21 protein-coding genes are annotated in these 21,650 nt (G+C 66.3%); 7 read left to right on the forward strand and 14 right to left on the reverse strand.

The window, feature by feature from the left end; translation table 11 throughout:
* Both Q0379_RS10165 and recA read right to left on the reverse strand, forming a co-directional pair.
* A partial coding sequence (locus Q0379_RS10165; protein ID WP_299007885.1) for a prolipoprotein diacylglyceryl transferase family protein occupies nucleotides 1-1,357 on the reverse strand: 1,357 nt, incomplete at its 3' end.
* A 918-nt stretch (nucleotides 1,358-2,275) separates the two neighbouring features.
* Nucleotides 2,276-3,346, reverse strand: coding sequence for a recombinase RecA (recA, locus tag Q0379_RS10170; protein WP_299007888.1), 1,071 nt, complete (start codon nucleotides 3,344-3,346; stop codon nucleotides 2,276-2,278).
* Between the two features lie 262 nt (nucleotides 3,347-3,608).
* Here recA and Q0379_RS10175 point away from each other — a divergent pair, with 262 nt between their 5' ends.
* Nucleotides 3,609-5,216: an EAL domain-containing protein gene (locus Q0379_RS10175; RefSeq protein WP_299007890.1), complete on the forward strand. Its 1,608-nt coding sequence runs from the start codon at nucleotides 3,609-3,611 to the stop codon at nucleotides 5,214-5,216.
* Between the two features lie 37 nt (nucleotides 5,217-5,253).
* Here the strand turns inward: Q0379_RS10175 and Q0379_RS10180 are convergent, their stop codons facing one another.
* Nucleotides 5,254-7,077, reverse strand: coding sequence for a DUF885 family protein (locus tag Q0379_RS10180; RefSeq protein WP_299007892.1), 1,824 nt, complete (start codon nucleotides 7,075-7,077; stop codon nucleotides 5,254-5,256).
* Between the two features lie 103 nt (nucleotides 7,078-7,180).
* Nucleotides 7,181-7,558, reverse strand: a complete 378-nt coding sequence (locus Q0379_RS10185; protein WP_299007894.1) for a nuclear transport factor 2 family protein — start codon at nucleotides 7,556-7,558, stop codon at nucleotides 7,181-7,183.
* Between the two features lie 67 nt (nucleotides 7,559-7,625).
* Between Q0379_RS10185 and Q0379_RS10190 the strand changes: the two genes are divergently transcribed.
* Nucleotides 7,626-8,156, forward strand: a complete 531-nt coding sequence (locus Q0379_RS10190) for a GNAT family N-acetyltransferase (RefSeq protein WP_299007896.1) — start codon at nucleotides 7,626-7,628, stop codon at nucleotides 8,154-8,156.
* Here Q0379_RS10190 and phaH read toward each other — a convergent pair.
* The 4 genes from phaH to Q0379_RS10210 form a co-directional block, all read right to left on the reverse strand.
* Complete coding sequence (gene phaH / locus Q0379_RS10195) at nucleotides 8,153-8,917, reverse strand: phasin PhaH (RefSeq protein WP_299007898.1); 765 nt, start codon at nucleotides 8,915-8,917, stop codon at nucleotides 8,153-8,155. The genes Q0379_RS10190 and phaH overlap by 4 nt on opposite strands.
* Nucleotides 8,918-9,001: 84 nt before the next feature.
* Entirely contained in the window at nucleotides 9,002-10,279 is a 1,278-nt protein-coding gene (gene chrA / locus Q0379_RS10200; protein WP_299007900.1) for a chromate efflux transporter, read from the reverse strand.
* A 1-nt stretch (nucleotide 10,280) separates the two neighbouring features.
* On the reverse strand, nucleotides 10,281-11,102 hold the full coding sequence (gene rlmJ / locus Q0379_RS10205) for a 23S rRNA (adenine(2030)-N(6))-methyltransferase RlmJ (protein ID WP_299007903.1): 822 nt from the start codon (nucleotides 11,100-11,102) through the stop codon (nucleotides 10,281-10,283).
* 8 nt (nucleotides 11,103-11,110) lie between these two features.
* Nucleotides 11,111-12,094, reverse strand: a complete 984-nt coding sequence (locus Q0379_RS10210; protein WP_299007906.1) for a YafY family protein — start codon at nucleotides 12,092-12,094, stop codon at nucleotides 11,111-11,113.
* Between the two features lie 77 nt (nucleotides 12,095-12,171).
* Between Q0379_RS10210 and Q0379_RS10215 the strand changes: the two genes are divergently transcribed.
* Nucleotides 12,172-12,522 (forward strand): hypothetical protein, encoded by a 351-nt coding sequence (locus Q0379_RS10215; protein WP_299007908.1) that lies wholly within the window; start codon nucleotides 12,172-12,174, stop codon nucleotides 12,520-12,522.
* A gap of 60 nt (nucleotides 12,523-12,582) precedes the next feature.
* On the opposite strand, the gene Q0379_RS10220 is transcribed toward Q0379_RS10215, so the two are convergent.
* The gene (locus tag Q0379_RS10220; RefSeq protein WP_299007911.1) at nucleotides 12,583-12,768 is read right to left on the reverse strand and encodes a hypothetical protein; all 186 of its coding nucleotides are present in this window, start codon (nucleotides 12,766-12,768) and stop codon (nucleotides 12,583-12,585) included.
* A gap of 93 nt (nucleotides 12,769-12,861) precedes the next feature.
* Between Q0379_RS10220 and Q0379_RS10225 the strand changes: the two genes are divergently transcribed.
* Nucleotides 12,862-15,342 (forward strand): TonB-dependent receptor, encoded by a 2,481-nt coding sequence (locus Q0379_RS10225; RefSeq protein WP_299007914.1) that lies wholly within the window; start codon nucleotides 12,862-12,864, stop codon nucleotides 15,340-15,342.
* A gap of 63 nt (nucleotides 15,343-15,405) precedes the next feature.
* On the opposite strand, the gene Q0379_RS10230 is transcribed toward Q0379_RS10225, so the two are convergent.
* The gene (locus tag Q0379_RS10230; RefSeq protein ID WP_299007917.1) at nucleotides 15,406-15,951 is read right to left on the reverse strand and encodes a GNAT family N-acetyltransferase; all 546 of its coding nucleotides are present in this window, start codon (nucleotides 15,949-15,951) and stop codon (nucleotides 15,406-15,408) included.
* 264 nt (nucleotides 15,952-16,215) lie between these two features.
* Here Q0379_RS10230 and Q0379_RS10235 point away from each other — a divergent pair, with 264 nt between their 5' ends.
* The 3 genes from Q0379_RS10235 to Q0379_RS10245 are packed head-to-tail and all read left to right on the forward strand — an operon-like array spanning nucleotide 16,216 to nucleotide 18,738.
* Nucleotides 16,216-17,820, forward strand: coding sequence for a flavin monoamine oxidase family protein (locus tag Q0379_RS10235; protein WP_299007919.1), 1,605 nt, complete (start codon nucleotides 16,216-16,218; stop codon nucleotides 17,818-17,820).
* Nucleotides 17,821-17,839: 19 nt separating this feature from the next.
* The gene (locus Q0379_RS10240) at nucleotides 17,840-18,232 is read left to right on the forward strand and encodes a cytochrome c (RefSeq protein ID WP_299007922.1); all 393 of its coding nucleotides are present in this window, start codon (nucleotides 17,840-17,842) and stop codon (nucleotides 18,230-18,232) included.
* 23 nt (nucleotides 18,233-18,255) lie between these two features.
* The gene (locus Q0379_RS10245; protein ID WP_299007925.1) at nucleotides 18,256-18,738 is read left to right on the forward strand and encodes a RidA family protein; all 483 of its coding nucleotides are present in this window, start codon (nucleotides 18,256-18,258) and stop codon (nucleotides 18,736-18,738) included.
* Between the two features lie 204 nt (nucleotides 18,739-18,942).
* On the opposite strand, the gene Q0379_RS10250 is transcribed toward Q0379_RS10245, so the two are convergent.
* The 4 genes from Q0379_RS10250 to Q0379_RS10265 form a co-directional block, all read right to left on the reverse strand.
* Complete coding sequence (locus Q0379_RS10250) at nucleotides 18,943-19,317, reverse strand: Rieske (2Fe-2S) protein (protein ID WP_299007928.1); 375 nt, start codon at nucleotides 19,315-19,317, stop codon at nucleotides 18,943-18,945.
* Nucleotides 19,314-20,321: a fumarylacetoacetate hydrolase family protein gene (locus Q0379_RS10255; protein ID WP_299007931.1), complete on the reverse strand. Its 1,008-nt coding sequence runs from the start codon at nucleotides 20,319-20,321 to the stop codon at nucleotides 19,314-19,316. The genes Q0379_RS10250 and Q0379_RS10255 overlap by 4 nt, the downstream gene beginning before the upstream one ends.
* 22 nt (nucleotides 20,322-20,343) lie before the next feature.
* Entirely contained in the window at nucleotides 20,344-20,604 is a 261-nt protein-coding gene (locus tag Q0379_RS10260) for a homogentisate 1,2-dioxygenase domain-containing protein (protein ID WP_366519318.1), read from the reverse strand.
* A gap of 6 nt (nucleotides 20,605-20,610) precedes the next feature.
* The coding region (locus Q0379_RS10265) for a hypothetical protein (RefSeq protein ID WP_299007937.1) at nucleotides 20,611-21,650 on the reverse strand (1,040 nt) is incomplete at its 5' end.

Below are 21,650 nucleotides of genomic sequence, written 5' to 3' on the forward strand. Positions count from 1 at the left end.
CCCACAGCAGCACGGCGGCGCCGAGGAGGTTCCAGATCATCTCGTACAGGAACGTGGGGTGGAAGAGTGTGCCGGGGGCCAGGCCCGGAGGGAAGGCCGCGTTGGTGGACTCGATCTCCAGGCCCCAGGGAAGGTCTGTGGGAAGACCGAACAGCTCGTGGTTGAACCAGTTGCCGAGGCGTCCCATGGCCTGGGCGATGATCAGACCTGGCGCCAATGCGTCGGCGAATGACCAGAATCGGATGCCCGTCCAGCGGCATCCGAGCCACGCGCCGACTGCCCCACCGATGAGCGCGCCGTAAATCGCGATCCCGCCTTCCCAGATGCGGAAGACCGCCCAGAAGTCGGCTCCGTCGCCGAAGTAGAAACCGGGGTGCGTGAGGACGTGATAAATCCGGGCGACGATAATCGCGAGAGGAACCGCCAGCAGGGCGATGTCGATGACGATCCAGTTCTCGGCACCGCCATGACAAGCTTCGCAACCGACGCCATCGGCCAGCAGGAACGAGGAAGAGCGCAGGTGGTCGGCGATCACCCGGTGCGACGGCGCCTGAGCGCCCTCGGCCTTCACGCCCGTCAGCTCGACGCTGGCGGCGATCAGGGCCTTGAACAGGTCGACATCATAGTTGTTGTGCACGCCCTGCAGGACGGCCGCGACACGCTCCAGGCCCATGCCGGTGTCGATCGAGGGCTTGGGCAGCGAGACGCGCTCGCCGCCGGCCAGCTGCTCGAACTGCATGAAGACGAGGTTCCAGATCTCGATGAAGCGGTCGCCGTCCTCGTCGGGGCTGCCCGGAGGGCCGCCGGCGATCGACGGGCCGTGGTCGTAGAAGATCTCCGAGCACGGGCCGCAGGGACCGGTGTCGCCCATGGACCAGAAGTTGTCGCTGGTCGGGATGCGGATGATCTTCTCGTCCGACAGGCCGGCGATCTTCTTCCACAGGTCCGCCGCCTCGTCGTCGGTGTGGTAGACCGTGACCAGCAGCTTTTCCTTGGGCAGCTTGAACTCGCCGGTCAGCAGGGTCCAGGCGTGGTGGATCGCCTGTTCCTTGAAGTAGTCGCCGAACGAGAAGTTGCCCAGCATCTCGAAGAAGGTGTGGTGGCGGGCGGTGTAGCCTACATTGTCCAGGTCGTTGTGCTTGCCGCCGGCGCGGACGCACTTCTGCGAGCTGGCCGCGCGCGGATGGGCCGGCGTCTCGGCGCCGGTGAAGACGTTCTTGAACGGCACCATGCCGGCGTTGACGAACAGCAGGGTCGGATCGTTCTGCGGCACCAGCGGCGCGGACGGCACCACGGCATGGTCGGCCTTGCCGAAGTAGTCGAGGAAGGTGCTGCGGATCTCGTTCAAGCTGGGCATGAGCGTCTCAAGTCTTAAGCGTCCGGCGAGCGGCCGGGAGTCGCGCGCTGCATAGCGCGGTTTTTCGCGAAGGGGAAACGACTCGGGAGATGGGGGCGCGTTGGGAGGCGGAAAAGGACCTGTTGCGCAGAGCCTGGGAAGTCCGAGATGGGTGGTGGGCGGACTCTTCGGAATCCCTCTCTGTTAGAGAGAGGGAGGGAACCCGCGCGGCGTCCGCCATGGGTCGGTAGCGGAAGTTGGGCTGATGCGAGATCAATAGATTGAGGCGAGCCAGATCAATCCTAGTTGGAGAGCAACTATCGCCAGCGATGCAAAAGGCCGCGTTCTAGATAACCAGAGCGCTAACGGGCCGGCTACGATTACAAACCAAATCCCAGCTTCAACATAAAAGGGCGCGTACCGCGTACCGCCCCAGAAATATAGCTTCGCATAAAGGGCGAGGAGCGACGCAAGCAGGCCCACCACCGCGACGGTGAACGCCGAACGCCGCCTCCATTTTACTTTCCCGACTGCTTCCATTTCCGCACCATAACGGTTCACCTCCATGTCCGCCTAGGGTCGTTACCCTCCCGGCGAAAGACGGCTGGACGGGGAGGCTTGATGTGGAGGGGCGCCTCGCCATCAAACCTCACACCCCCTCCCCCTCCCCCTCCCCCCCCGGGGAGAGGGTTTTGATCTTCGCGCCATCCAACTCCGAAAAAGAAATAGGCCGCCTGGCATGGGGTCCAGGCGGCCTGATCGCGGCCGTCGCGGCGGTGGGGGCCGCGGGCGTGTTGAAGGCGGGGACCGCCCGAGGCTGGTGCGAGGGCCGCGAAACCCTGGATCGTTTCCGATCGGAAACGATCCAATCTCTTATCTGAATGCATTTTCTGACGACGAACCGGCGTCCACTTCGTCGGAAAATGCTCCGCGCGGAAGCTATTCCTCCTCGCCCTCCTCCGGGCCGCCGACCAGAAGCTCTTCCTCGATCTTCTGCGACGACTTGCGGACGGCCGCTTCGATGGCGCCGGCGATGTCCGGATTGTTCTTCAGGAACTCGCGGACGTTGTCGCGGCCCTGGCCGATGCGCTGGCTGCCGTACGAGAACCACGAGCCGGCCTTCTCGATGATGCCGGCCTTGACGCCCAGGTCGATGACCTCGCCCAGCTTGGAAATCCCTTCGCCGTACATGATGTCGAACTCGACCTCGCGGAACGGCGGGGCCACCTTGTTCTTCACGACCTTCACGCGGACATTGTTGCCGATGATCTCGTCGCGGACCTTCACCGAGCCGGTGCGGCGGATGTCGAGACGCACCGAGGCGTAGAACTTCAGCGCGTTGCCGCCCGTCGTCGTTTCCGGGCTGCCGTACATCACCCCGATCTTGTGACGGATCTGGTTGATGAAGATGACGATGGTGTTGGCCTTGTTGATCGAAGCGGTCAGCTTGCGCAGCGCCTGGCTCATCAGACGGGCCTGCAGACCCGGCAGGCTGTCGCCCATCTCGCCTTCGATTTCGGCCTTCGGCGTCAGGGCCGCCACCGAGTCGACGACGACGATGTCCACGGCGCCGGAGCGCACCAGGGTGTCGGTGATCTCGAGCGCCTGCTCGCCGTTGTCGGGCTGGGAAACCAGCAGGTTATCGAGATTGACGCCCAGCTTGAACGCATAGGACGGGTCCAGCGCGTGCTCGGCGTCCACGAAGGCGGCGGTGCCGCCAGCCTTCTGCACCTCGGCCACGACGTGCAGCGCCAGAGTGGTCTTGCCCGAGCTTTCCGGGCCGTAGACCTCGATGATCCGCCCCTTTGGCAGGCCGCCGATGCCGAGGGCGATGTCGAGGCCGAGCGAGCCGGTCGAAACCGACTCCATCTCGACCTTGCCCTTTTCGCCCAGCTTCATCACCGAGCCCTTGCCGAACGCGCGGTCGATCTGGGCGAGAGCCGCCTCTAGCGCGCGTTGCTTATCGCCTTCTTCCTTGGCCACGAGTTTCAAAGCCGCCTGACTGGTCATTGTTGGTCCGCCCTCTATCCCATGATTCCGGTGGGTCGCCCGGCGCTTCCAGCGCCCTGTCGCAACGACCTGTGGAACACCCTTAATGCGTACCGCCTTTGTTCCAAGTTCGCAAGATGTTCTCACGCATAGAAACGTCCGTTTCTGACGTAGCGAGCCGGGGTCCAAAAAATGGGCCGGGTTGAGCGACTAAACCTTGGGTTTTCAACCGCTCCTTAAGTTCGTTCGTGGCAGCTTTCCTTCAGTTCTGGAGAAGGCCGCTTTGTCGATCGATCCACGTCGCCTGTTGGGCCTCGCCTTCGCCAGCGCGGATCTCCTCGTGGAGTTGCGCGACGGTCAGGTGCGCCTAGCCCTGGGAGCGGCCCAGCGGATCATGGGCCGAAGCGAGGCCGCCTTGATGGGCGCGACGTGGAGCAGCCTGTTCCATCCCGACGACCGTCCGTTGATGGACGCCGTGCTGGCGTCCGCGAGCGATGGCCAGCGTCGCGGCCCTATCGTCCTGCGCCTCGTGGACGATCAGACGCGCCACGTCGGCGTCATCCTGCGCGCGCTGCCCGAGAACGAAGGCCGCATCTCCTGCGCCGTCACCGTCGCCCAGGCGTCCGCGCCGGCGCTGAAACCCGGCGAGTTGCAGCCCCGCGAGACCTTCGACGATATCGCCAAGGGCCTGTTCGAAGCCGCCCGCGCCACCGGCATGGAGCTGGAGTTGGCGATGGTCGAGTTCGCTGGCCTTGGCGCCATGCGCGACGGCCTCTCTCCCAGCGAAGCCGCCGAGCTCGACGTCCGCGTGGCTGGCGCGGTGCGCGCGGAGTCGCATGGCGGTTCGGCGGCCACCCAGCTGTCGCAGGATCGCTTCGCGCTCGTACGATCGCGCGACGAGCAGTCCGAGACCATGCTCAAACGCCTGAGCCAGATCGTGAACACGGAGGCCAAGGCCCACGTCGTGCCGCTGGAGAACGCCGCGCCGCCGTCCCGGGCCTTGCGAGCTCTCCGCTACGCGCTGGACGACTTCCTGCGCGCCGGCCTGAAAGAGGGGCCGCCCGCCAGCCTCACCGACGCCATGAACCGCTCGGTGAAGCGCACCCTGGCCCAGGCCGGCGCCCTCAGCGCGGTCATCACCCAACGTCGCTTCAAGCTGGCCTTCCAGCCGGTGGTCGCGCTGTCGACGGGCCAAGCTCATCACCACGAGGCTCTGGTGCGGTTCGAGGATGGCGCCAGCCCCTTCGCCATGATCCGCATGGCCGAGGAGTTCGATCTGATCGAGGAGCTCGACAAGGTCGTGGTGGAACAGGTGATCAAGCGCCTGGCCAACGACTACGAAGGCAAGCTGAGGTTGGCGGTGAACATTTCGGGCCGCACGATCGTCAGCGAGACCTTTGTCGACCATATCGACCGCCTGCTGGCCCGCTTTGACGAGGTCAAGGGCCGCCTCATCTTCGAGATCACCGAGACCTCGGCGATCGACGACCTGCCCTACGCCAATCAGAACATCCAGGCGCTGCGGTCTATGGGCTCGATGGTGTGCCTTGACGACTTCGGCGCCGGTTCGGCCTCGTTCGCCTACCTGCAGCAGTTGAACCTGGATATCGTGAAGATTGACGGACGCTATGTCCGCGAGCTGGCCGACAACAGTCGCGACGGGGCCATGGTCCGCCATCTCGTGCAGATGTGCCGGGACCTGAAGATCCGCACCGTGGCCGAAATGGTCGAGACGCCGAAAGTCGAGGACATCGTCCGCAACGCCGGCGTCGACTTCGCCCAGGGCTGGCTCTACGGCAAGGCCGCCGAAAAGCCCTCCGCCGCCCTGCGCCCCGCCGCGCCCGTCCGCGCCATGGCGCGACGCGCGGGCGCTTCAGAGAGCTGGGGATAGAGGAGCGCCTCCCCTTTCGAGGAGGCGCTTATAGTCCTCAGGCCTTACCGCCCTTGGCGACGATGTAGTTGTCGACAACCTGCTCCAGCACGGTCAGCGGCGTCATGCCCGACAGCAGGGCCGCGTCGTGGAACTCGCGGATGTCGAACTTCTTGCCCAGCGCCTTCTGGGCCTTGGCCCGGGCTCGCAGGAAGACGATCTTGCCGATCATGTAGCTGCAGGCCTGGCCCGGCCACACGACATAGCGCTCGATCTCGGTGATCGAGCCGCTCTCCTCGTCGCCCATGGTCTCGGCCATGTACTTCACGGCCTGTTCACGGCTCCACTTCTTGTGGTGCATGCCGGTGTCGACGACCAGGCGCACGGCGCGGAACAGGGCGTCGTGCAGCATGCCGATCTGGCCGCGCGGGTCGTTCTTGTAGATGCCCATCTCGACGGCCAGCTGCTCGGAATAGAGCGCCCAGCCCTCGGCGTAGCCCGAGAAGCCGACGATCTTGCGGATCATCGGCAGCCCCTTGGCTTCGTTGGACAGGGACAGCTGCAGGTGGTGACCCGGAACGCCTTCATGCACCGTCAGCGTGGTCAGGGTGTACTTAGCCTGCTCCTTGGTGTCGCGCAGGTTGATCCAGTAGATGCCCGGACGCTTTCCATCCAGCGAGGGCGAGTTGTAGTAGCCGCCCGGCGCGCCCGCCTCGATGGCCTTGGGCACGCGGCGGATCTCAAGCGGCGCCTTGGGCAGCTGGCCGAAATAGGCCGGCAGCTGCTTTTCGATCCACTTGGCCTTGTCGTTCAGGTCCTTGATCAGCTGTTCCTTGGCCTCATCCGTATTCGGATAGAAGTCCTCGCCCAGCTTGCGCATGCGGTCGCCGACCGTACCCTGGGTCATGCCGATTTTCTTGAACAGCTTGTCGGCCTCGGCCTCGATCGACTTGACCATGTCGAGGCCCAGCTGGTGGATCTCGTCCGGCGTGAGGGTCGAGGTCGTGTAGTTCTTCAGCGACAGCGCGTAGTAGTCTGCTCCGCCCTTCAGGCGCCACACGCCCGCGTCGTGATTAGCCTTGGGACGAATGCTCTCCATCAGCGCGATCTGCCGCTTAAGCGCCGGCAGGACGGAGTTCTCGTAGATCTTCGACGCCTCGCCGGCCCAGTCGCCGGCGATGTTCTTGTCCTTGGTCCGACGCGCGATCGACTTGACCAGCGGCGCCTCGGCGGTCGGCGTGTTCGCGAAGGCCCGCATCTGGATCAGGGTCTTGTCGATGATGAAGTCCGGCGGGATCACACCGTCGGCGATGTCGCGCTTGGCGATCGCCGTCTCCTGGTCCATCAGCCGCGCGAAGCCTTCCATCCGCGACAGATAAGCGTCGGCGTCAGCCTTGGTCTCGATGCTGTGCTGGGTGTCGAGGAAGTCAGGCATGTACTGATAGCTGCCCGTCAGCTGGCTCAGCACGTAGGGCGCGCCGGAGCCGCCGCCGGCGTAGGTGAACTTCCTGTTGCCCTCGTCCTGGACGGCCAGGATGAACTCGACGGTGTCATAGTTCACCGCGTCCATGCCCTTGAGGGCGCGGCGGTCGATGGCGCGCAGGGCGGCAAGCTGCTTGCTGGTGGTGGCGGCGCCCGCCTCGATGGCGGCGAACGAGCGGTCGGACAGCAGGCCCTTGGTCCAAGCGAGGTCGCCGGTGTCGAGGCCAAGACCGGTCGCTGTTTCTGGCGACTGGCGCAACTGCAGCGCCATGGCCTCGTCGAACAGGGCGTTCAGCTTGGCGACCTCGCCCTCGCGGGCCAAGGCCAGGGACGGCAGACCACCGGTCGCGGCGAAGCCCGCGGCGGCCGAGGCGAACATCATCTGACGGCGATTGAGCAAGGCTTTTCCTCCCCAGGACATATTTGGAGGACGATGGCGTAAGGCCGCCGCCCGGTGCGGCGAAATTAATTCCGAGTCATGTGGCCGCGTCCAGCCTCGTTGGTCACGCCAGCGTCACGAACAGCTCGTTCTCGATCACCCACTGGCCAGTGATCTTCTTCCAGGTCGCCAGATAGGTTCCCGACTGCTCGGGCGCGTCCGTCCAGGAACCGACCCAGCGCCCGCGTTCGGCCGCGCGGGTTCCCTCGGCGTTCAGGGCGATGTCCTCGGTCGTGCGCACATAGGCCACGAAACCTTTCTCGGCGAACTGGCCCGCGAAAGCCGCCAGGACGTCCTCTGCGCCCATCAGAAGCGAGCCGTCGCCGGCGATCACCGTGATGCGCGGATCGAAGAACGGCTTCAGTCGGGCGGCGTCCTTGGCGGCGATCAGCTTGTTGGTCAGCTTGCGGCGGGCGGCGATGGCGTCGACGGGTGAGGTCATGGGCTCTTTCCTGGAGGGCTCGTCCGTGTAGCTTGCGGCGCATCCGATCCGCAAACCCTACCGGCCGATGCCCGCTCCCACTCTGAAGACCCCGCGTCTGACCCTGTCGCCGCCGACCCTGGCCGATTTCGAGGACAGCCGCGCCATGTGGGCCGATCCGCTGGTCACGCGCCACGTCGGGGGCCGCCCGTTCACCGAGGAGGAGAGCTGGACGCGCCTGATGCGCGCCCGCGGGCTCTGGGAAGTGCTGGGCTTCGGCTACTGGGCGGTGCGCGAGACAGCGACCGGCCGCTATGTCGGCGAGGTCGGCTTCGCGGACCTGCGGCGAGAACTGGAGCCCAGCCTCTATGGCCTGCCCGAGATGGGCTGGGTGCTGGCGGCGTGGTCGCACGGACAAGGCTTTGGGACCGAAGCGGTGAAGGCGGGCCTGGCCTGGGTCGACCAGACCCTGGCGCCGCCGTTGATCCCCTGCATCATCAATGTGGAGAACGCGCCCTCGATCGCGCTGGCGACCAAGGTCGGCTTCCGCGTGAGGACCCACGCCACCTACAAGGGATCGCCGATCCTGGTGATGGAACGGCGGTCGGGTCGGGACTAGGCCGTGGCGGGTTCGCTCTCGACGCTGGCGGCGAAGCGCTTGGCCTGGGCGATCCAGGCGTCGCGTTCGGCGCGTCCCTTCAAGCCCAGCTTCAAGTCGATCTCGGCCAGTTCCTCAGGCGTCCAGGCGGCGATCTGGCTGAAGGTGGTGACACCCAACTCAGCCAGCGAGGCGGCCAGCTTCGGCCCCACCCCGACCAGCCGCGTCAGGTCGTCGCCGGCGGCGACCAGGGCTTCGGTTACGGCCTCCGCCTCGGCCAGGGTCGCATCGACCAGCGGTTCGGCGGGCGGCGCTTCGGCGGCCAGGACTTCGGGAACTGGCGGTTCGGCTTGCGCTTCGATCTCGGCGACAGCGTCACCGACGGCCTCGATCGCGTCTACCGTGGCGTCCTGGGCCGTTTCGACCAGCGCGCTCGACGCCTCGGCCAGCGTCTCGGCGGTGTCCTCGACCGCGTCCAGCAATACCTCCGCCGTCTCGACGGCCTCGGTCACGACCTCGACCACCGGTTCGGGGGCGGTCTCAAGGATCGCCTCGGACTCGGCGGCGGGCGCGACGGGTTCCGGCGCCAGGGCCAGCACGGCTTCGAGGTTCACCGCCTCGCGCCAGCGCGACGCCCACCACCAGTAGGCCGCGCCGGCGGCGGCCGCGCCGCCGAACATCAGCCACAGCGGCGAGGCCGCGCCCACCACGAAGCGAGGCGCGGTTTCAGGCTCGATCTTGTCGGCTTGGAACTCAGAAAAGAAGGAGGACGAGGAAACCATGGGGCGCTCCCGGCTACCGCGATTTTGTGCGCCGCAGCATAACACAGAAACCACGTTCGCAAGCGCGAAAATAATAACGTTCCGTCAACTCAGTCCGATCGCCTTCAGCAGCACCGCCGTGATGATCAGAACCGCGATCATCGCCAGCATCGGCAGCCGGCTCGCGAGAGCCAAGGCCAGGGCCACGAGGCCCAGCGCCGCATAGTCCAGGCTCGCGGGATCGGGCAGAAGGATCCGCAGGGGTCCCGCCTCCAGCGTGTGACCAGAACGGAACAACAGGTGAATGGCGAACCACAGGGCCAGTTGGCCGATGACGCCGACGGCGGCGGCCGAGATCAGCGCCAGGGCGCGCGCGGGGCGCGGGCGACGGCCCCAGCGCTCGAACAGCGGCCCGCCCGCGAAGATCCAGAGGAACGACGGCGCGAAGGTGGTCCAGGCCGCCATCAGGCCGCCCAGCACCGCCAGGACCCAGGCCCACTCAGGCGGCGCGGTCTGGAAGGCGCCGACGAAGCCCACAAAGACGAAGACCAGGATCAACGGGCCCGGCGTGGTCTCGGCCAGACCCAGGCCATCGAGCATCTGGGTCGCCGTCAGCCAGCCGAACGCCGCGGCCGCCTGCCCCAGATAGGCCAGGGCCGCATAGGCGCCGCCGAAGCTGATCGCGGCCAGCCCGCCGAACGCCAGACCCATCCAGGCCAGGGTCGAGCCCGGCGCCAGCAGCCACGCCAAGCCGATCGGCGCCAACCACAGGCCAAGGCAGACCAGCGCCGTGAGCCCCTGCCCCTTCGCCGGCGTCGAGGCTAGGGCGCCGGGATCGGCGGCGTCCTTGGCCGCCAGCCAGCCCAGCACGCCAGCGCCCAGCACCACCAGCGGGAACGGCAAGGTCGTGAAGGCCAGCAGCGCGAAGGCCGCGCCGCAGACGAAGGCCGTCAGTCGATCCCTCACCGCCCTCTTGCCGATCTTCAGCAGCGCCTGCAGCACCAGCGCGACCACCGCCGCCTTCAGGCCGAGGAGCACCGGCGCGGCCCAGTCGGAACGGCCGTGGACGACATAGAGCGCCGACAGCCCCAACATCACCAGCAGGCCCGGCAGGACGAACAATAGCCCCGCCGCCACGCCGCCTCGAATGCCGTGCAGACGCCAGCCCAGCCAGGTCGCCAGCTGCTGCGCCTCGGGTCCGGGCAAGAGCATGCAGAAACTCAGGGCCCGCGCGAACTCGTCCTCTTCGACCCAGTCGCGGGTCTCGACGACCTCTTTGTGCAGCAGGGCGATTTGGCCGGCCGGCCCGCCAAAGCCCAGCACGCCGATCTTCAGCCAGACCGGCAAGGCTTCGGCGAAGCTGGGAGCGGCCCTGAGCCTCAAGTCAGGCCCGCCAGACGCGCGAGCGGCCGCCGGCCTCGCCGAGACGCGCGGCAATCCAGTCGCCGGCTTCAACGGCCGCCGCCTCGACGCCGGCGGGCGCGCCGACCATCACCATCGCGCTGCCGTTCATCTTCATCGGGTCCGTCAAAGGCCGCAGGCGGAGTTCGGCGACTAGCAGGTCCTTCGTGACGCTTTCCATCGTCCGCAGGAAAGCGTCGAACGTCTCAAGATCCTTGATCGGCAGCCAGATGGCCAGGGCGGCGTCCGATGCGCGCTTGAGGACGGCGCGCGTGGTCTCGACGATGCGGGCGTAGTCGTCCGGCCGTTCGAACGGTGGGTCGATGACCACGAAGGCGCGCCCGCCCCGGCCCGCCTGTGCGGCGGCGGTGGCGAAGCCATCGGCTTGCAACGCCTTTGCGTTGGCGTAGGGCGCCAGCGTTTTGCTGAGCAAGGTCATGTCGTCGGGGCGCAGTTCGCAGCCCGCGTAGCGGTCATTCTTCCGAAGCGCGCGCGCGATCAGCAGCGGCGAGCCGGGATAGAGATCGCCGTCCTGGCCGCTGTTGATCTTCAGCACCGCCGCGAGCAGAGATCCGAACACCGCCGGCGCGTCGCTGGCCGCCTTCAATCGGAAGATCCCCGCCTGCGCCTCGCCCGAGCGCCGCGCCATCTCGCCGGCGAGGTCATACGCGCCCGCGCCCGCGTGGGTGTCGATGACCGCCAGAGCTTCGCTCTCCCCCTGCAAGGCCGACAGCATGGCCAGCAGGATCGTATGCTTGTGAAGGTCGGCGAAGTTGCCGGCGTGGAAGGCGTGACGGTAGTTCATCCCCGTCCCTACCACGCCCCGTGCGCGCGGCCAGCTTCCTGAAGCTCCTCGATCATCTTGTCCTTGAGGGCCTTGGGGCCGACGATCTCGATCTTGTCGCCCCAGGTGAAGAGGTGCCACGCCAACTCGCGCATGCCCCCAGCGCGGAAGGTGACCCGCACCGAGCCGTCGGCCTCCTGGACGACCTGTTGCGTCGCGTGGAAGCGCCAGCGCAGCGCGTCCTCCGCCCCCTCCGGCTTGATCCGCAGAACCACGTCCTGGATCTCGTCGTGATAGATGCCGAAGCTCTCGTCGGCGAAGGCCTGCAGCGAGAAGTCCTCGGGCGGCGACGCGGGCTTGTCGAGCACCTTCAGGTCGCTCATCCGGTCCAGGCGCCACGAGCGCGGCTTGCCGCCCTTGCCCTCCATCGCCACCAGATAGTTGCTGCGGCCGAACAGGACGCCCAGCGGCGTCACCTCCCGGGTGCGCCCCGGCGTGCTGCCGCCTTCATAGCGGAACGACAGGGCCTGAAGGCCCTTGATGGCGGCGCGGATCGCGGCCAGCACGGCCTCGTCCTCGAACGGACGCGGGCCGGCGTGGATGGCGATGGTCTCGGCCTGGACCAGGGCCTCGACGTCGGGGGCGACGCGCCGCCTGGCCGAGCCGCGCAGGGCGGCCAGCAGCTTGGCCTCCAGCGCATAAAGAGAAGCCGCGCGCGCGTCGGCGCCGGACGCTTTGTAATTGTCAGCGGCCGTGCGCAGGGCCGCGAGCTCCTCGGCGGTGGGCGTCTGGAACACGCCGTCCAGGCCCGACGGGATGCGGAACCGCTTGGTCGGCGGATCGTCGATCGCCTCCATCTGCGGGAAGGCCGTCCAGACCGCGTCGCGCATCCGCTCGGCGGTGCGACGGCCAACACCCAAGGCCTGGGCCATCTCGTCCAGGGTCAGCCCCTCGGCGGATCCGGCCAGCATTCGGGCCAGGTCCAGAAGGCGGGTGGCTTTCTCGTGTCGCATGGCGCCAGCTTATACGACCGTTTCTGTCGCAGCGCGCGAACAATCTTCAAGACGTCGAGATTGGAGAGGAGCCCTTGATGTCGCGCTTCGCCTGTTCCCCCTGGGCCGTCGCCCCCGTCAACGCCGCCATGATCTCGGCCGTGCTGGACTATGCCGACATCCACCGCGACCTGGGCGGCGGACGCACCCTGCGCCGGATCAGCCACGAGCGCGCCGCCAAGGCCGACATCTTCCTTCTGCTGGGCCGCGACGCCGAGCGGGTCACCGACATCGGCCTCGTCTGGAACGACCGCGAGGACCAGATCGTGCGGATCACAGACGACGCCGACCTCCGCGATTCCCGCCTCACCGCGTGGGAAGAAGCCTTCGATCTATTCGAGACCGAAGAGACCGACGAAATGGCCGAACCGATGCGCCTTTGCGCGTGAGCGGACGGCCGCGGACACGCTCCGCGTGACTTCCGGCCACGAACCAAAACGTCGTTCTGCCTAAAATCCGAGATCGACCGCCGCGCAAAACGGCGCCCATCGGGCGCCGGCGCGGTTATGGCGCTTTCCGACCGCCCCCTCATTGCCGAACGCCGAAACTTCCACCCCCAATGAATAGATCGGCCAGTTGCCGGTGTTTTTGAGTGCCCGCGTCAAAAAACATAATCGTCGGGAGAAAATCGCCATGGATAAGGGAATCTAATCGCTTTAATAAACAGAATGAGGGGGTAGTTTATGAATCGGCGTTTTAAACCCGCACTGTTGGCGGGTATTTCTGCCTTGTCGGTTACTATCGGATACTCTGCCAGCGCCTTCGCCGCCGATGCGGCCGCCACGCCGCCCGACCAGACCGAGGTCGACACCATCATCGTCACGGGCACGCGCCAGACGGGCCTTCGCGTCATCGACAGCCCCGCCCCCGTCCAGGTCGTCGACACCAGCACGCTCGAGCGCACCGGCCAGGTGGACCTGCGCCTGGGCCTCGCCAATCTGGTGCCGTCGTTCAACGCCCAGGCCTTCGGCGGCGACACGGCCAACCTGACCCTTTCGGCCCGCCTGCGCGGCCTTTCGCCCAACCAGGCCCTGGTGCTGGTCAACGGCAAGCGCCGTCACACCACCGGCAACCTCGCGGTCCTGTCGGGCGTCTACCAAGGCGCCGCCGCCGCCGACCTCGGCTTCATCCCGATGGCTGGCATCGGCCGCATCGAAGTGCTGACCGACGGCGCCGCCGCCCAGTACGGCACCGACGCCATCGCCGGCGTCGTCAACATCATCCTGAAGAAGAACGCCTCGGGCGGATCGATCTCGGCCACCGGCGGTGAATACTTCGACGGCGGCGGCAAGACGGCCGGCGGTTCGGTCAACATCGGCATGGCGCCGACCGAGACCAGCTACCTGAACCTGACCGTCGAGGCCAAGTACCACGGCTTCTCGAACCGCGGCCTGCCCGACCAGCGGGTGTTCAACCCCGCCAGCCCCAGCTATTCGGCCGCCCACAACGCGATCGAAAGCAAAATCCCGGGCTATCCCAACCTGAACCTGATCTCTGGCGACGCCGAGTATCGGATGCAGAACGTGGCCTTCAACGCCGGCGTCGAACTGCCCGCCGATTTCGAGCTCTATTCGTTCGGCACCTACGGCCACAAGGACGCCTCGGCCTACGAGAACTATCGCCGCTACAACCGCATCCAGGGCAAGATGGGCGCGGCCGACCGGCCCTTCCCGCTGGGCTTCAGCCCCCGCGAACGGATCATTGAAGACGACTACGCCCTGACCTTGGGCCTCTCGGGCAAGGTCGTGGGATGGGACGTCGACCTGTCGTCGACCTACGGCAAGGACGCCATCGAGGTTCGCGTCGAAGACTCGGCCAACGCCAGCCTCTACGCCGACACCTCGACCCTGACGACCAAGGGCTTCACCCCGACCTCGTTCCACGCCGGCAGCTGGGGCACCACCCAGTGGACCAACAACCTGGACGTCCGTCGCGGCTTCGATGTCGGCCTGGCCGCGCCGGTGGACGTGGCCTTCGGCTACGAACAACGCCGCGACACCTACCGCATCGGCGCCGGCGACGCGGCCTCGACCTACAAGGAAGGCTCGCAGTCCTATCCGGGCTTCTCGAAGACCGACGCTGGCGGCCACGCCCGCACCAGCTGGGCGGTCTATACCGACATCGCCGCCACGCCGGTCGAAGCCTGGAAGGTCGATGCGGCGCTGCGCTATGAGAAGTTCAGCGACTTTGGCGACACCACGGTCGCCAAGCTGACCAGCCGCTACGACTTCAACCAGATGTTCGCCCTGCGCGGCACGGTCTCGACCGGCTTCCGCGCGCCGACCCTGGCGGAATCCTTCTATTCGGCCACCAACGTCTCGCCGACCAGCGCCTTCGTGCAGCTGGCCCCGAACTCCAGCGCCGCGCGCCTCCTGGGCATCGACAAGCTGAAGCCGGAGAAGTCGACCAACTTCAGCCTCGGCGTCGTGGCCCACCCGTTCGACAAGCTGACGGCCACGATCGACGCCTACCAGATCAAGCTCAAGGACCGGATCTTTGGCTCCAGCTCGGTCTACGGCATGCGTAACGGCGTGATCGTCAACCCGAACGTCAACGCCGCGATCGCCGCCAACGGCAACGTGCTGGACAGCACCGTGACCAGCACCGGCATCAATATCTTCTCCAACGGCCTCGACACCCGCACCCGCGGCCTGGACGTGGTGATCTCCTACCCGACCGACCTGGGCGCCTACGGCCGGATCGACTGGACGCTGAGCGGCAACGTCAACAAGACCAAGATCACCAAGGTCAAGGCCGCTCCGGCCGCCCTGGGCGTCACCAGCACCGCCTTCCCGACCGGCCAGGTCCTGTTCGCCGGCAACGCCGCCTCGCTGCTCGAGAAGGCCGCGCCGAAGTACAAGGTCGGCCTGAACGGCCTCTACTCGTTCGGCAAGCTGTCGCTGAACGTGACCGAGACCTTCTACGGCAAGGCCGAGGCGCTCTCCGATCCGGGCACCGGGCCTCTGCTGAACACCGTGGCCAGCGCCACGGCGATCACCGACGCCGAGCTCTCGTACAAGTTCCCGAAAGGCGTGGTCGCCGCGATCGGGGCCAACAACCTGTTCAACAAGTATCCGGACAAGTTCACGGCCGCCTATCAAGCCGCCTGCGTCGCCTCCGGCGGCGGCTGCGTCACTCAATACCCGTCGTTCTCGCCCTACGGCATCAACGGCGGCTACTACTACGGTCGCCTGACGTTCTCGTTCTAAGCGAGCGTCCTGCGTCTCAATGCGAAGGGGCGGATCGCAAGGTCCGCCCCTTTTGCTTGGGGGTCAGAGCGCCTTGCCCATCCGGATCAACGGCACGCGGTAGCCGGATGAGGTCTCGGCCTCGAAAGGCTCGATGTCGTGATAGCCGCAGGCGCGATACAGCGGGACGCCGCCCATGGTCGCCGCCATCTCGGCGCGCGTGAAGCCTTCGCGCCGCGCCGCGTCCTCGCAGGCGTCGAGGATCATCCGCCCGACGCCCTTCCTTGTGTGATCGGGGTGAGTGTACATCGCCCGCACCCGCGCCGCGTCCTTGGCCGGATCCAGAAGGGCCGCATCGCGCCCCGCCGAATGGTCGCCGCCGAACAAGGTGGCCCGGCGGCTCCAACCGCCGCAGCCGGCGACCGCGTCTCCATCCTCGACGACGAAGTAGGTGCCGTCGGCGATTAGCTGGGTGTCCAGCCCCATCATCTCATAGGACGCCTTGACGCCTTCCGGCGGAAGGAAGGCCGGCAGCAGTTCGCCGATCGCGCGATCCATCAGAGCCGACAGGACCGGCATGTCTTCGGGCCGGGCGAGGCGCAGGCGCAGAGCTCGGGCTGGAAAGGTCATGACTCTCTCATGGGACGGCGAGGGGTTGTGAGAAAAACAAGGATTCGGCGAGTCCGCGACGATCTTTCCGCCTCGCCCAGCGATCGCTCAAAGCCGGCCCCAGGCGCCCAATGGTCAGGCGTCCAACCCGTCAGTCCACGTCTCGACTGAAAACGGATTGCGCCGCGCAAGCCTGAATTTCGAGATACGCCCCGTTCCGGTCAGTGCGGCCGGCGCGACGCCGAACACTGGATCGCCGTTCGGCCAAGACAAGGGCGGGGATTGATGAGTGGATTGGATGCTGTAACGACGGGTGGCGTTCTCACGCGTCGGCGTTTCTTCGAAAGCTTGGCCGCGGTCGGCGGCATGTCGCTGGTGCTGTCGGGCATGGAAGCCCTGGGCTTCTCCCAAGCCTCGGCCACCGAGCTGCCGCCCACGCTGGCCGGCGGCGCCAAGAACACCAAGATCGTGATCCTGGGCGCGGGCCTGGCGGGCATGACCGCCGCCTACGAGCTCAGCAAGGCCGGCTATCAGGTGCAAGTGCTGGAAGCTCGGTCGTTCGCGGGCGGCCGCTGCCAGACCGCGCGCAAGGGCTTCAAGCACACCGACCTGATCGGCAACACCCAGACCTGCGAGTTCGACGAGGGCCACTACATCAACCACGGCCCGTGGCGGATCCCGTACCACCACCGCTCGACCCTGCACTACACCAAGCAGTTCGGCGTTCAGCTGGAGAGCTTCGTCAACGACAACGACGCCTCCTACGTCTATTTCGAGAAGGCCTCGGGCCCGCTGGCCGGCAAGCCGGTGCGCAAGGGCGAGATCGCCGCCGACATCCGCGGCTATACGGCCGAGGTGGTGGCCAAGGCCGCCAGCCAGGGCCAACTCGACGCCCCGCTCTCAGGCCTCGATCGCGAGAAGTTCATCGCCTACCTGGTCAACGAAGGTCGCCTGTCCAAGACGGACCTGACCTACAAGGGCACCGAAGGCCGCGGCTTTTCGGTTCATCCGGGCGCCGGCGTCGATCCGGGGCCGGGCAAGGAGCTGCCGCCGTTCGCCTTCAAGGACGTGCTCGACAGCAACGCCTGGCGGGTCCTCAGCTCGGTCACCGGCTACGAACAGCAGCGCACCATGCTGCAGCCGATCGGCGGTATGGATCAGATCGCCAAGGGCTTCGAAAAGCACGTCGGGCCGATGATCCGCTACTCGACCGTCGTCGAGAAGATCAAGCAATCGCCCAGCGGCGTGACCGTCTCGTTCAAGGGCGCCGATGGCAAGGCCGGCGAGGTCACCGCCGACTACTGCCTGTGCACCATCCCGCTCAGCGTGCTGAAGCAGATCGACCTCGACGCCTCGGCGCCGTTCAAGGCCGCGATGGCGGGCGTCTCCTACGCGCCGGTCAACAAGATCGGCCTACAGATGAAGAACCGCTTCTGGGAAGAGAAGCACCACATCTACGGCGGCCACGTCTATACGGACCTGCCCGGCATCAACTCGATCACCCTGCCCTCGTACGGCTGGCAGGGGCAGAAGGGCGTTCTCCTCGGCTACTACGCGTTCGGCGGCGAGGCGGCCCGGATCAGCGCCAAAACCCCCGCCGACCGCGCCGCCTTCGCGGTGGCCGCCGGCCAGAAGATCTTCCCCGAATACGCCGAGAGCTTCGAAAACGCCTTCTCGTTCAGCTGGCACCTGGCCGAGTACAATCTGGGCGGCTGGGCCGAGTGGAGCCCGACCGGGCGCAAGGAGGCCTATCCGGTTCTCTGCGAGCCCGACGGCCGCCTCTACCTGGCCGGCGAGCACCTGAGCTACCTAGGCGGCTGGCAGGCCGGCGCCATCGAGTCGGCTTGGCAGCAGATCGCCAAGATCCACGCCCGCGTCCAGCAAGCGTAAGAAAGCACCGGGGAAACGTATGACCTTCGCCTATCGTCTCGCCGCCTTGGCGCTCGCCGGCGGGCTCGCCGCTCCGGCGATCGCGTCCGCCGACGGCAAGTCTCTGTTCATGGACAACTGCTCAGCCTGCCACCAAGCCACCGGCAAGGGCGTCAAGGGCGCCTTTCCGCCGCTGGACGGCGCGGCCCTGGTCAAAGGTCCGCCCAAGGTGGTGATCACCACGGTCCTGAACGGTCGCGCGGGCATGCCCGCCTTCAAGGACGACCTGACAGACGCCGATCTGGCGTCCATCCTGACCTATGTGCGCTCGTCGTGGAGCAACAAAGCGTCGGGGATCAAGCCGGCCGACGTCGCCGCCGCCCGCGCGGCCGCCAAGGCCCAAGCCAGCGCCCGCGGCCTGCAGGCCCACTAACCTCATCTGAACGGGAGAGACTCATGAAACGCCTTATCGCCCTCACCGCCGGCCTCTGCGCCCTCGCCGGCGCCGCCCATGCCCAAGACATCGTCCGCGGCGGCGACCCAAAAGCAGCCATCGCCAGCGTCGTCACCGTGCCGGCAGGCTACGACACCATCTACGTCTCGGGCATGACCCCGCCGGTCATCGACGAGAAGGCCACGGGCGTGGCCAAGTTCGGCGACACCAAGACCCAGACCCTGGGCGTGCTGGGCCGCATCGAGGCCGCCCTGAAGACCCAAGGCGCGACCATGGCCGACGTCGTGATGATGCGCGTCCTGCTGGTCGGCGACCCCGCCAAGGGCGGCAAGATGGACTTCGCCGGCATGATGGAGGGCTACAAGACCTATTTCGGCACCGCGACCCAGCCCAACAAGCCCGCCCGCATCACCAGCCAGATCACCTCGCTGGTCCAGGACGGCATGCTGGTCGAGATCGAGGTCCAGGCGGCGAAGAAGAAGTAAGTCCGTTCTCGCCTCCTGGCGCGACGCCACGTCGCGCCAGGAGAGCGGGCCAGACGATTTCATCGTCACGCGAAATAATTTCCCTGACAACGTTGTCGGGACGGATTCAAACGGCTATATGGAATTCAGCCCTTTCGGGGGCGTTTCCTCCCAATGACTCGGCCGCCTTCTCCTCCTGGAAGGCGGCCGTTCTTTTTTGGCCTGTCAGGCGGTGAAGACCCGCCCCTCGCGCGTCTCCACCGGCCAAGGCGCGAGCTTGGCCCCGACGCACGGTCCGCCGACGCAGGCGCCCGTCTCCACCGTGAACACCGCGCCGTGCCACGAACAGGCGATCAGGCCGCCGTCGGGGGTCAGGTAGTGGTCGAGCTGCTGCGCCAGCGGCAGGCCGGCGTGCGGGCAGCGATCGACATAGCCGAACACCGCCTCGCCCCTGCGCACCACGAAGCCGTGGAAGCGCGCCTCGCCGATCTGAAGGACATAGTTGCGCGCGCCGCCGTCCCGGATCAGGTCCAGCGGGCCCAGATTGACCCCGGCCGGCGTCGCCCAGACACGGCCCGCCGCCGCGTTCTCGTCGGTCAAATCCGCTCGACCGTCTGCTCGATGGCGCCAAAGATCGAGTGGCCCTTGGCGTCCTTCATCTCGATGCGGATCGTGTCGCCGCCCAGCAGGAACGGCGTCTTGGGCGCGCCATGTCGGATGGTCTCGACCGTGCGCAGCTCGGCCAGGCACGAATAGCCAAGGCCGCCTTCGCTGATCGGCTTGCCAGGACCGCCGTCGGCGTCGCGGTTGCTGACCGTGCCCGAGCCGACGATCGTGCCGGCGCAGAGCGGCCGCGTCTTGGCCGCGTGGGCCACGAGGGTCCCGAAGTCGAAGGTCATGTCGACGCCGGCGTCGGCGCGACCGAAGTCCTTGCCGTCCAGTTCAACCAGCAGGGCGCCGTGCAGCTTGCCGTCCTTCCAGGCCTCGCCCAGGGCGCTGGGCGTGACCGCCACCGGCGAGAAGGCGCTGGCGGGCTTGGACTGAACGAAGCCGAAGCCCTTGGCGAGCTCGCCGGGGATCAGGTTGCGCAGGCTGACATCGTTGCAGAGCATGACCAGACGAATGGCGGCCAGGGCCTCCTCGCGGCTGGCGCCCAGGGGCACGTCGCCGGTGATCACCGCCACCTCGCCTTCCAGGTCGCAGCCCCAGCTGGCGTCGGCCAGCGGGATCGGATCGCGCGGATTGAGGAAGCCGTCGGATGCGCCCTGGTACATCAGCGGATCGGTCCAGAAGCTCTCGGGCATCTCGGCCCCGCGTGCCTTCCGCACCAGCTGCACGTGGTTCACATAGGCCGAGCCATCCACCCACTGATAGGCGCGCGGCAGCGGGCTGGCCGCATCGTGCTCGTGGAAGCGCTCGCGCGGCACGGCGCCGTGCTCGAGGCTCTCGGCCAGCCCGCGCAGCAGCGGCTCGCAATGGTCCCAGTTGTCCAGAGCGGCCTGGAGGGTCGGCGCGACCGTGCCGGCGTCAGTGAACCAGGCCAGGTCGTTGGAGACCACCACCAGCCGGCCGTCGCGGCCGCCCTTGAGAGACGCGAGCTTCATTGGCGCTTCCTTCTTGTTGTTGTTACGGCAAGCGAGCCTTGGGGAAGCCCGACCAGCAGGCGTCATAGTCGTCCTGAAGCGCCGAAGTCTCCAGCGCGAACTTCGTCGGCCGGATCACCCAGCGGCTCTCGAACATGAAGGCCAGCGTGTGGTCCAGCTTGTGCGGCGCCAGCGGCGCGTGGCTGGCCTTGTCGAAGGCACTGAAAGATCCTCCAGTTTCCCAACTTTCGTGCCGGATTTCCGCGAAGTCAATCTCGACGGGAGTGAAGTCTAGACTCATCATTCCCCCTTACGCCGGAATCGCCATGACGGTAAGGTTCGGCTCGATGTTCGTAGCCGACACCGTGGAAAAATTTCCGCTTCGGGCCACGGTCACGTACAGGGTGGTATTGCCCGTTCTTGCTTCCTGCGGGAAGCTACCGGCGATACCGACGATACGTGTAGATATCCCAGCACAATTCGCAATGTAGCTGGCATCCATCCTGAAAGTTGTTGAGACACTTGACTCACTGACAGACAGCAGATCGATGTAGTCTGAGCCAGTAGGATGACCCATGCTAATGCGCTCAGTGCCACCAGATGCCACCCACAGCGGAGCATGACAGCCGTCAGCACCGAAAGACTGCAAAAGCATTTGTCCTGGGCCACACGTTCCACTCTGGGAGATATGATCTCCAGTTCCGAATCCGTAGGTGCTCAGACTCGCATCGACACTCTGCACATTGGTGTAAGAGATCGACTGCATCGACAACCAGGCATTGGCCGTCAGACCACCAGTAACCTGGCCGGTCCCGGCTGTGGTCACCTTCATGCCATACCGATACAGCGATCCGGAAGCCGGGTTGTTATTGAGAGCTACAGAGGCCAGCAAGGTCATGGGATTGCCCCGATAGTTCACGCCGGTCATGGTGTGACCGCCCAGAGCCGTGGCATCCACGATCAGGTAGCTGTTGGCCGCACAGACATGGGTAGCAGAGAACGAGGTGATGCCACCATAGTATTTCGACGGCGCAACACCGTATCCCGTGAAGCCCTGCCCAACAGTATCGAAAGCTGGTGGGATGGAAGCGATTCCGCCGAAGAACGGAACGATGTTAGCTGTTGAATGACAATAAGACTCAGGACTGCCGTTTGCCATAGCGACGATGGTTCCGGTGGTGGAGTCCTCGCGCACGCGGATGATGGGGTGCTCACCATTGGTGTTGGTGAGCACGTCCACTGTGCCGGTCACCAGCAGTCGGTAGGGAAAGCCGGGGTCAGCCATTGTCATGGTGTAGACCGTGGATTCGCTTGTGGCAGTGACAGTTCCACCGTTGTAGGACGAAGGAC

This window comes from uncultured Caulobacter sp. (genome assembly GCF_937900395.1).
Lineage (GTDB): Bacteria > Pseudomonadota > Alphaproteobacteria > Caulobacterales > Caulobacteraceae > Caulobacter.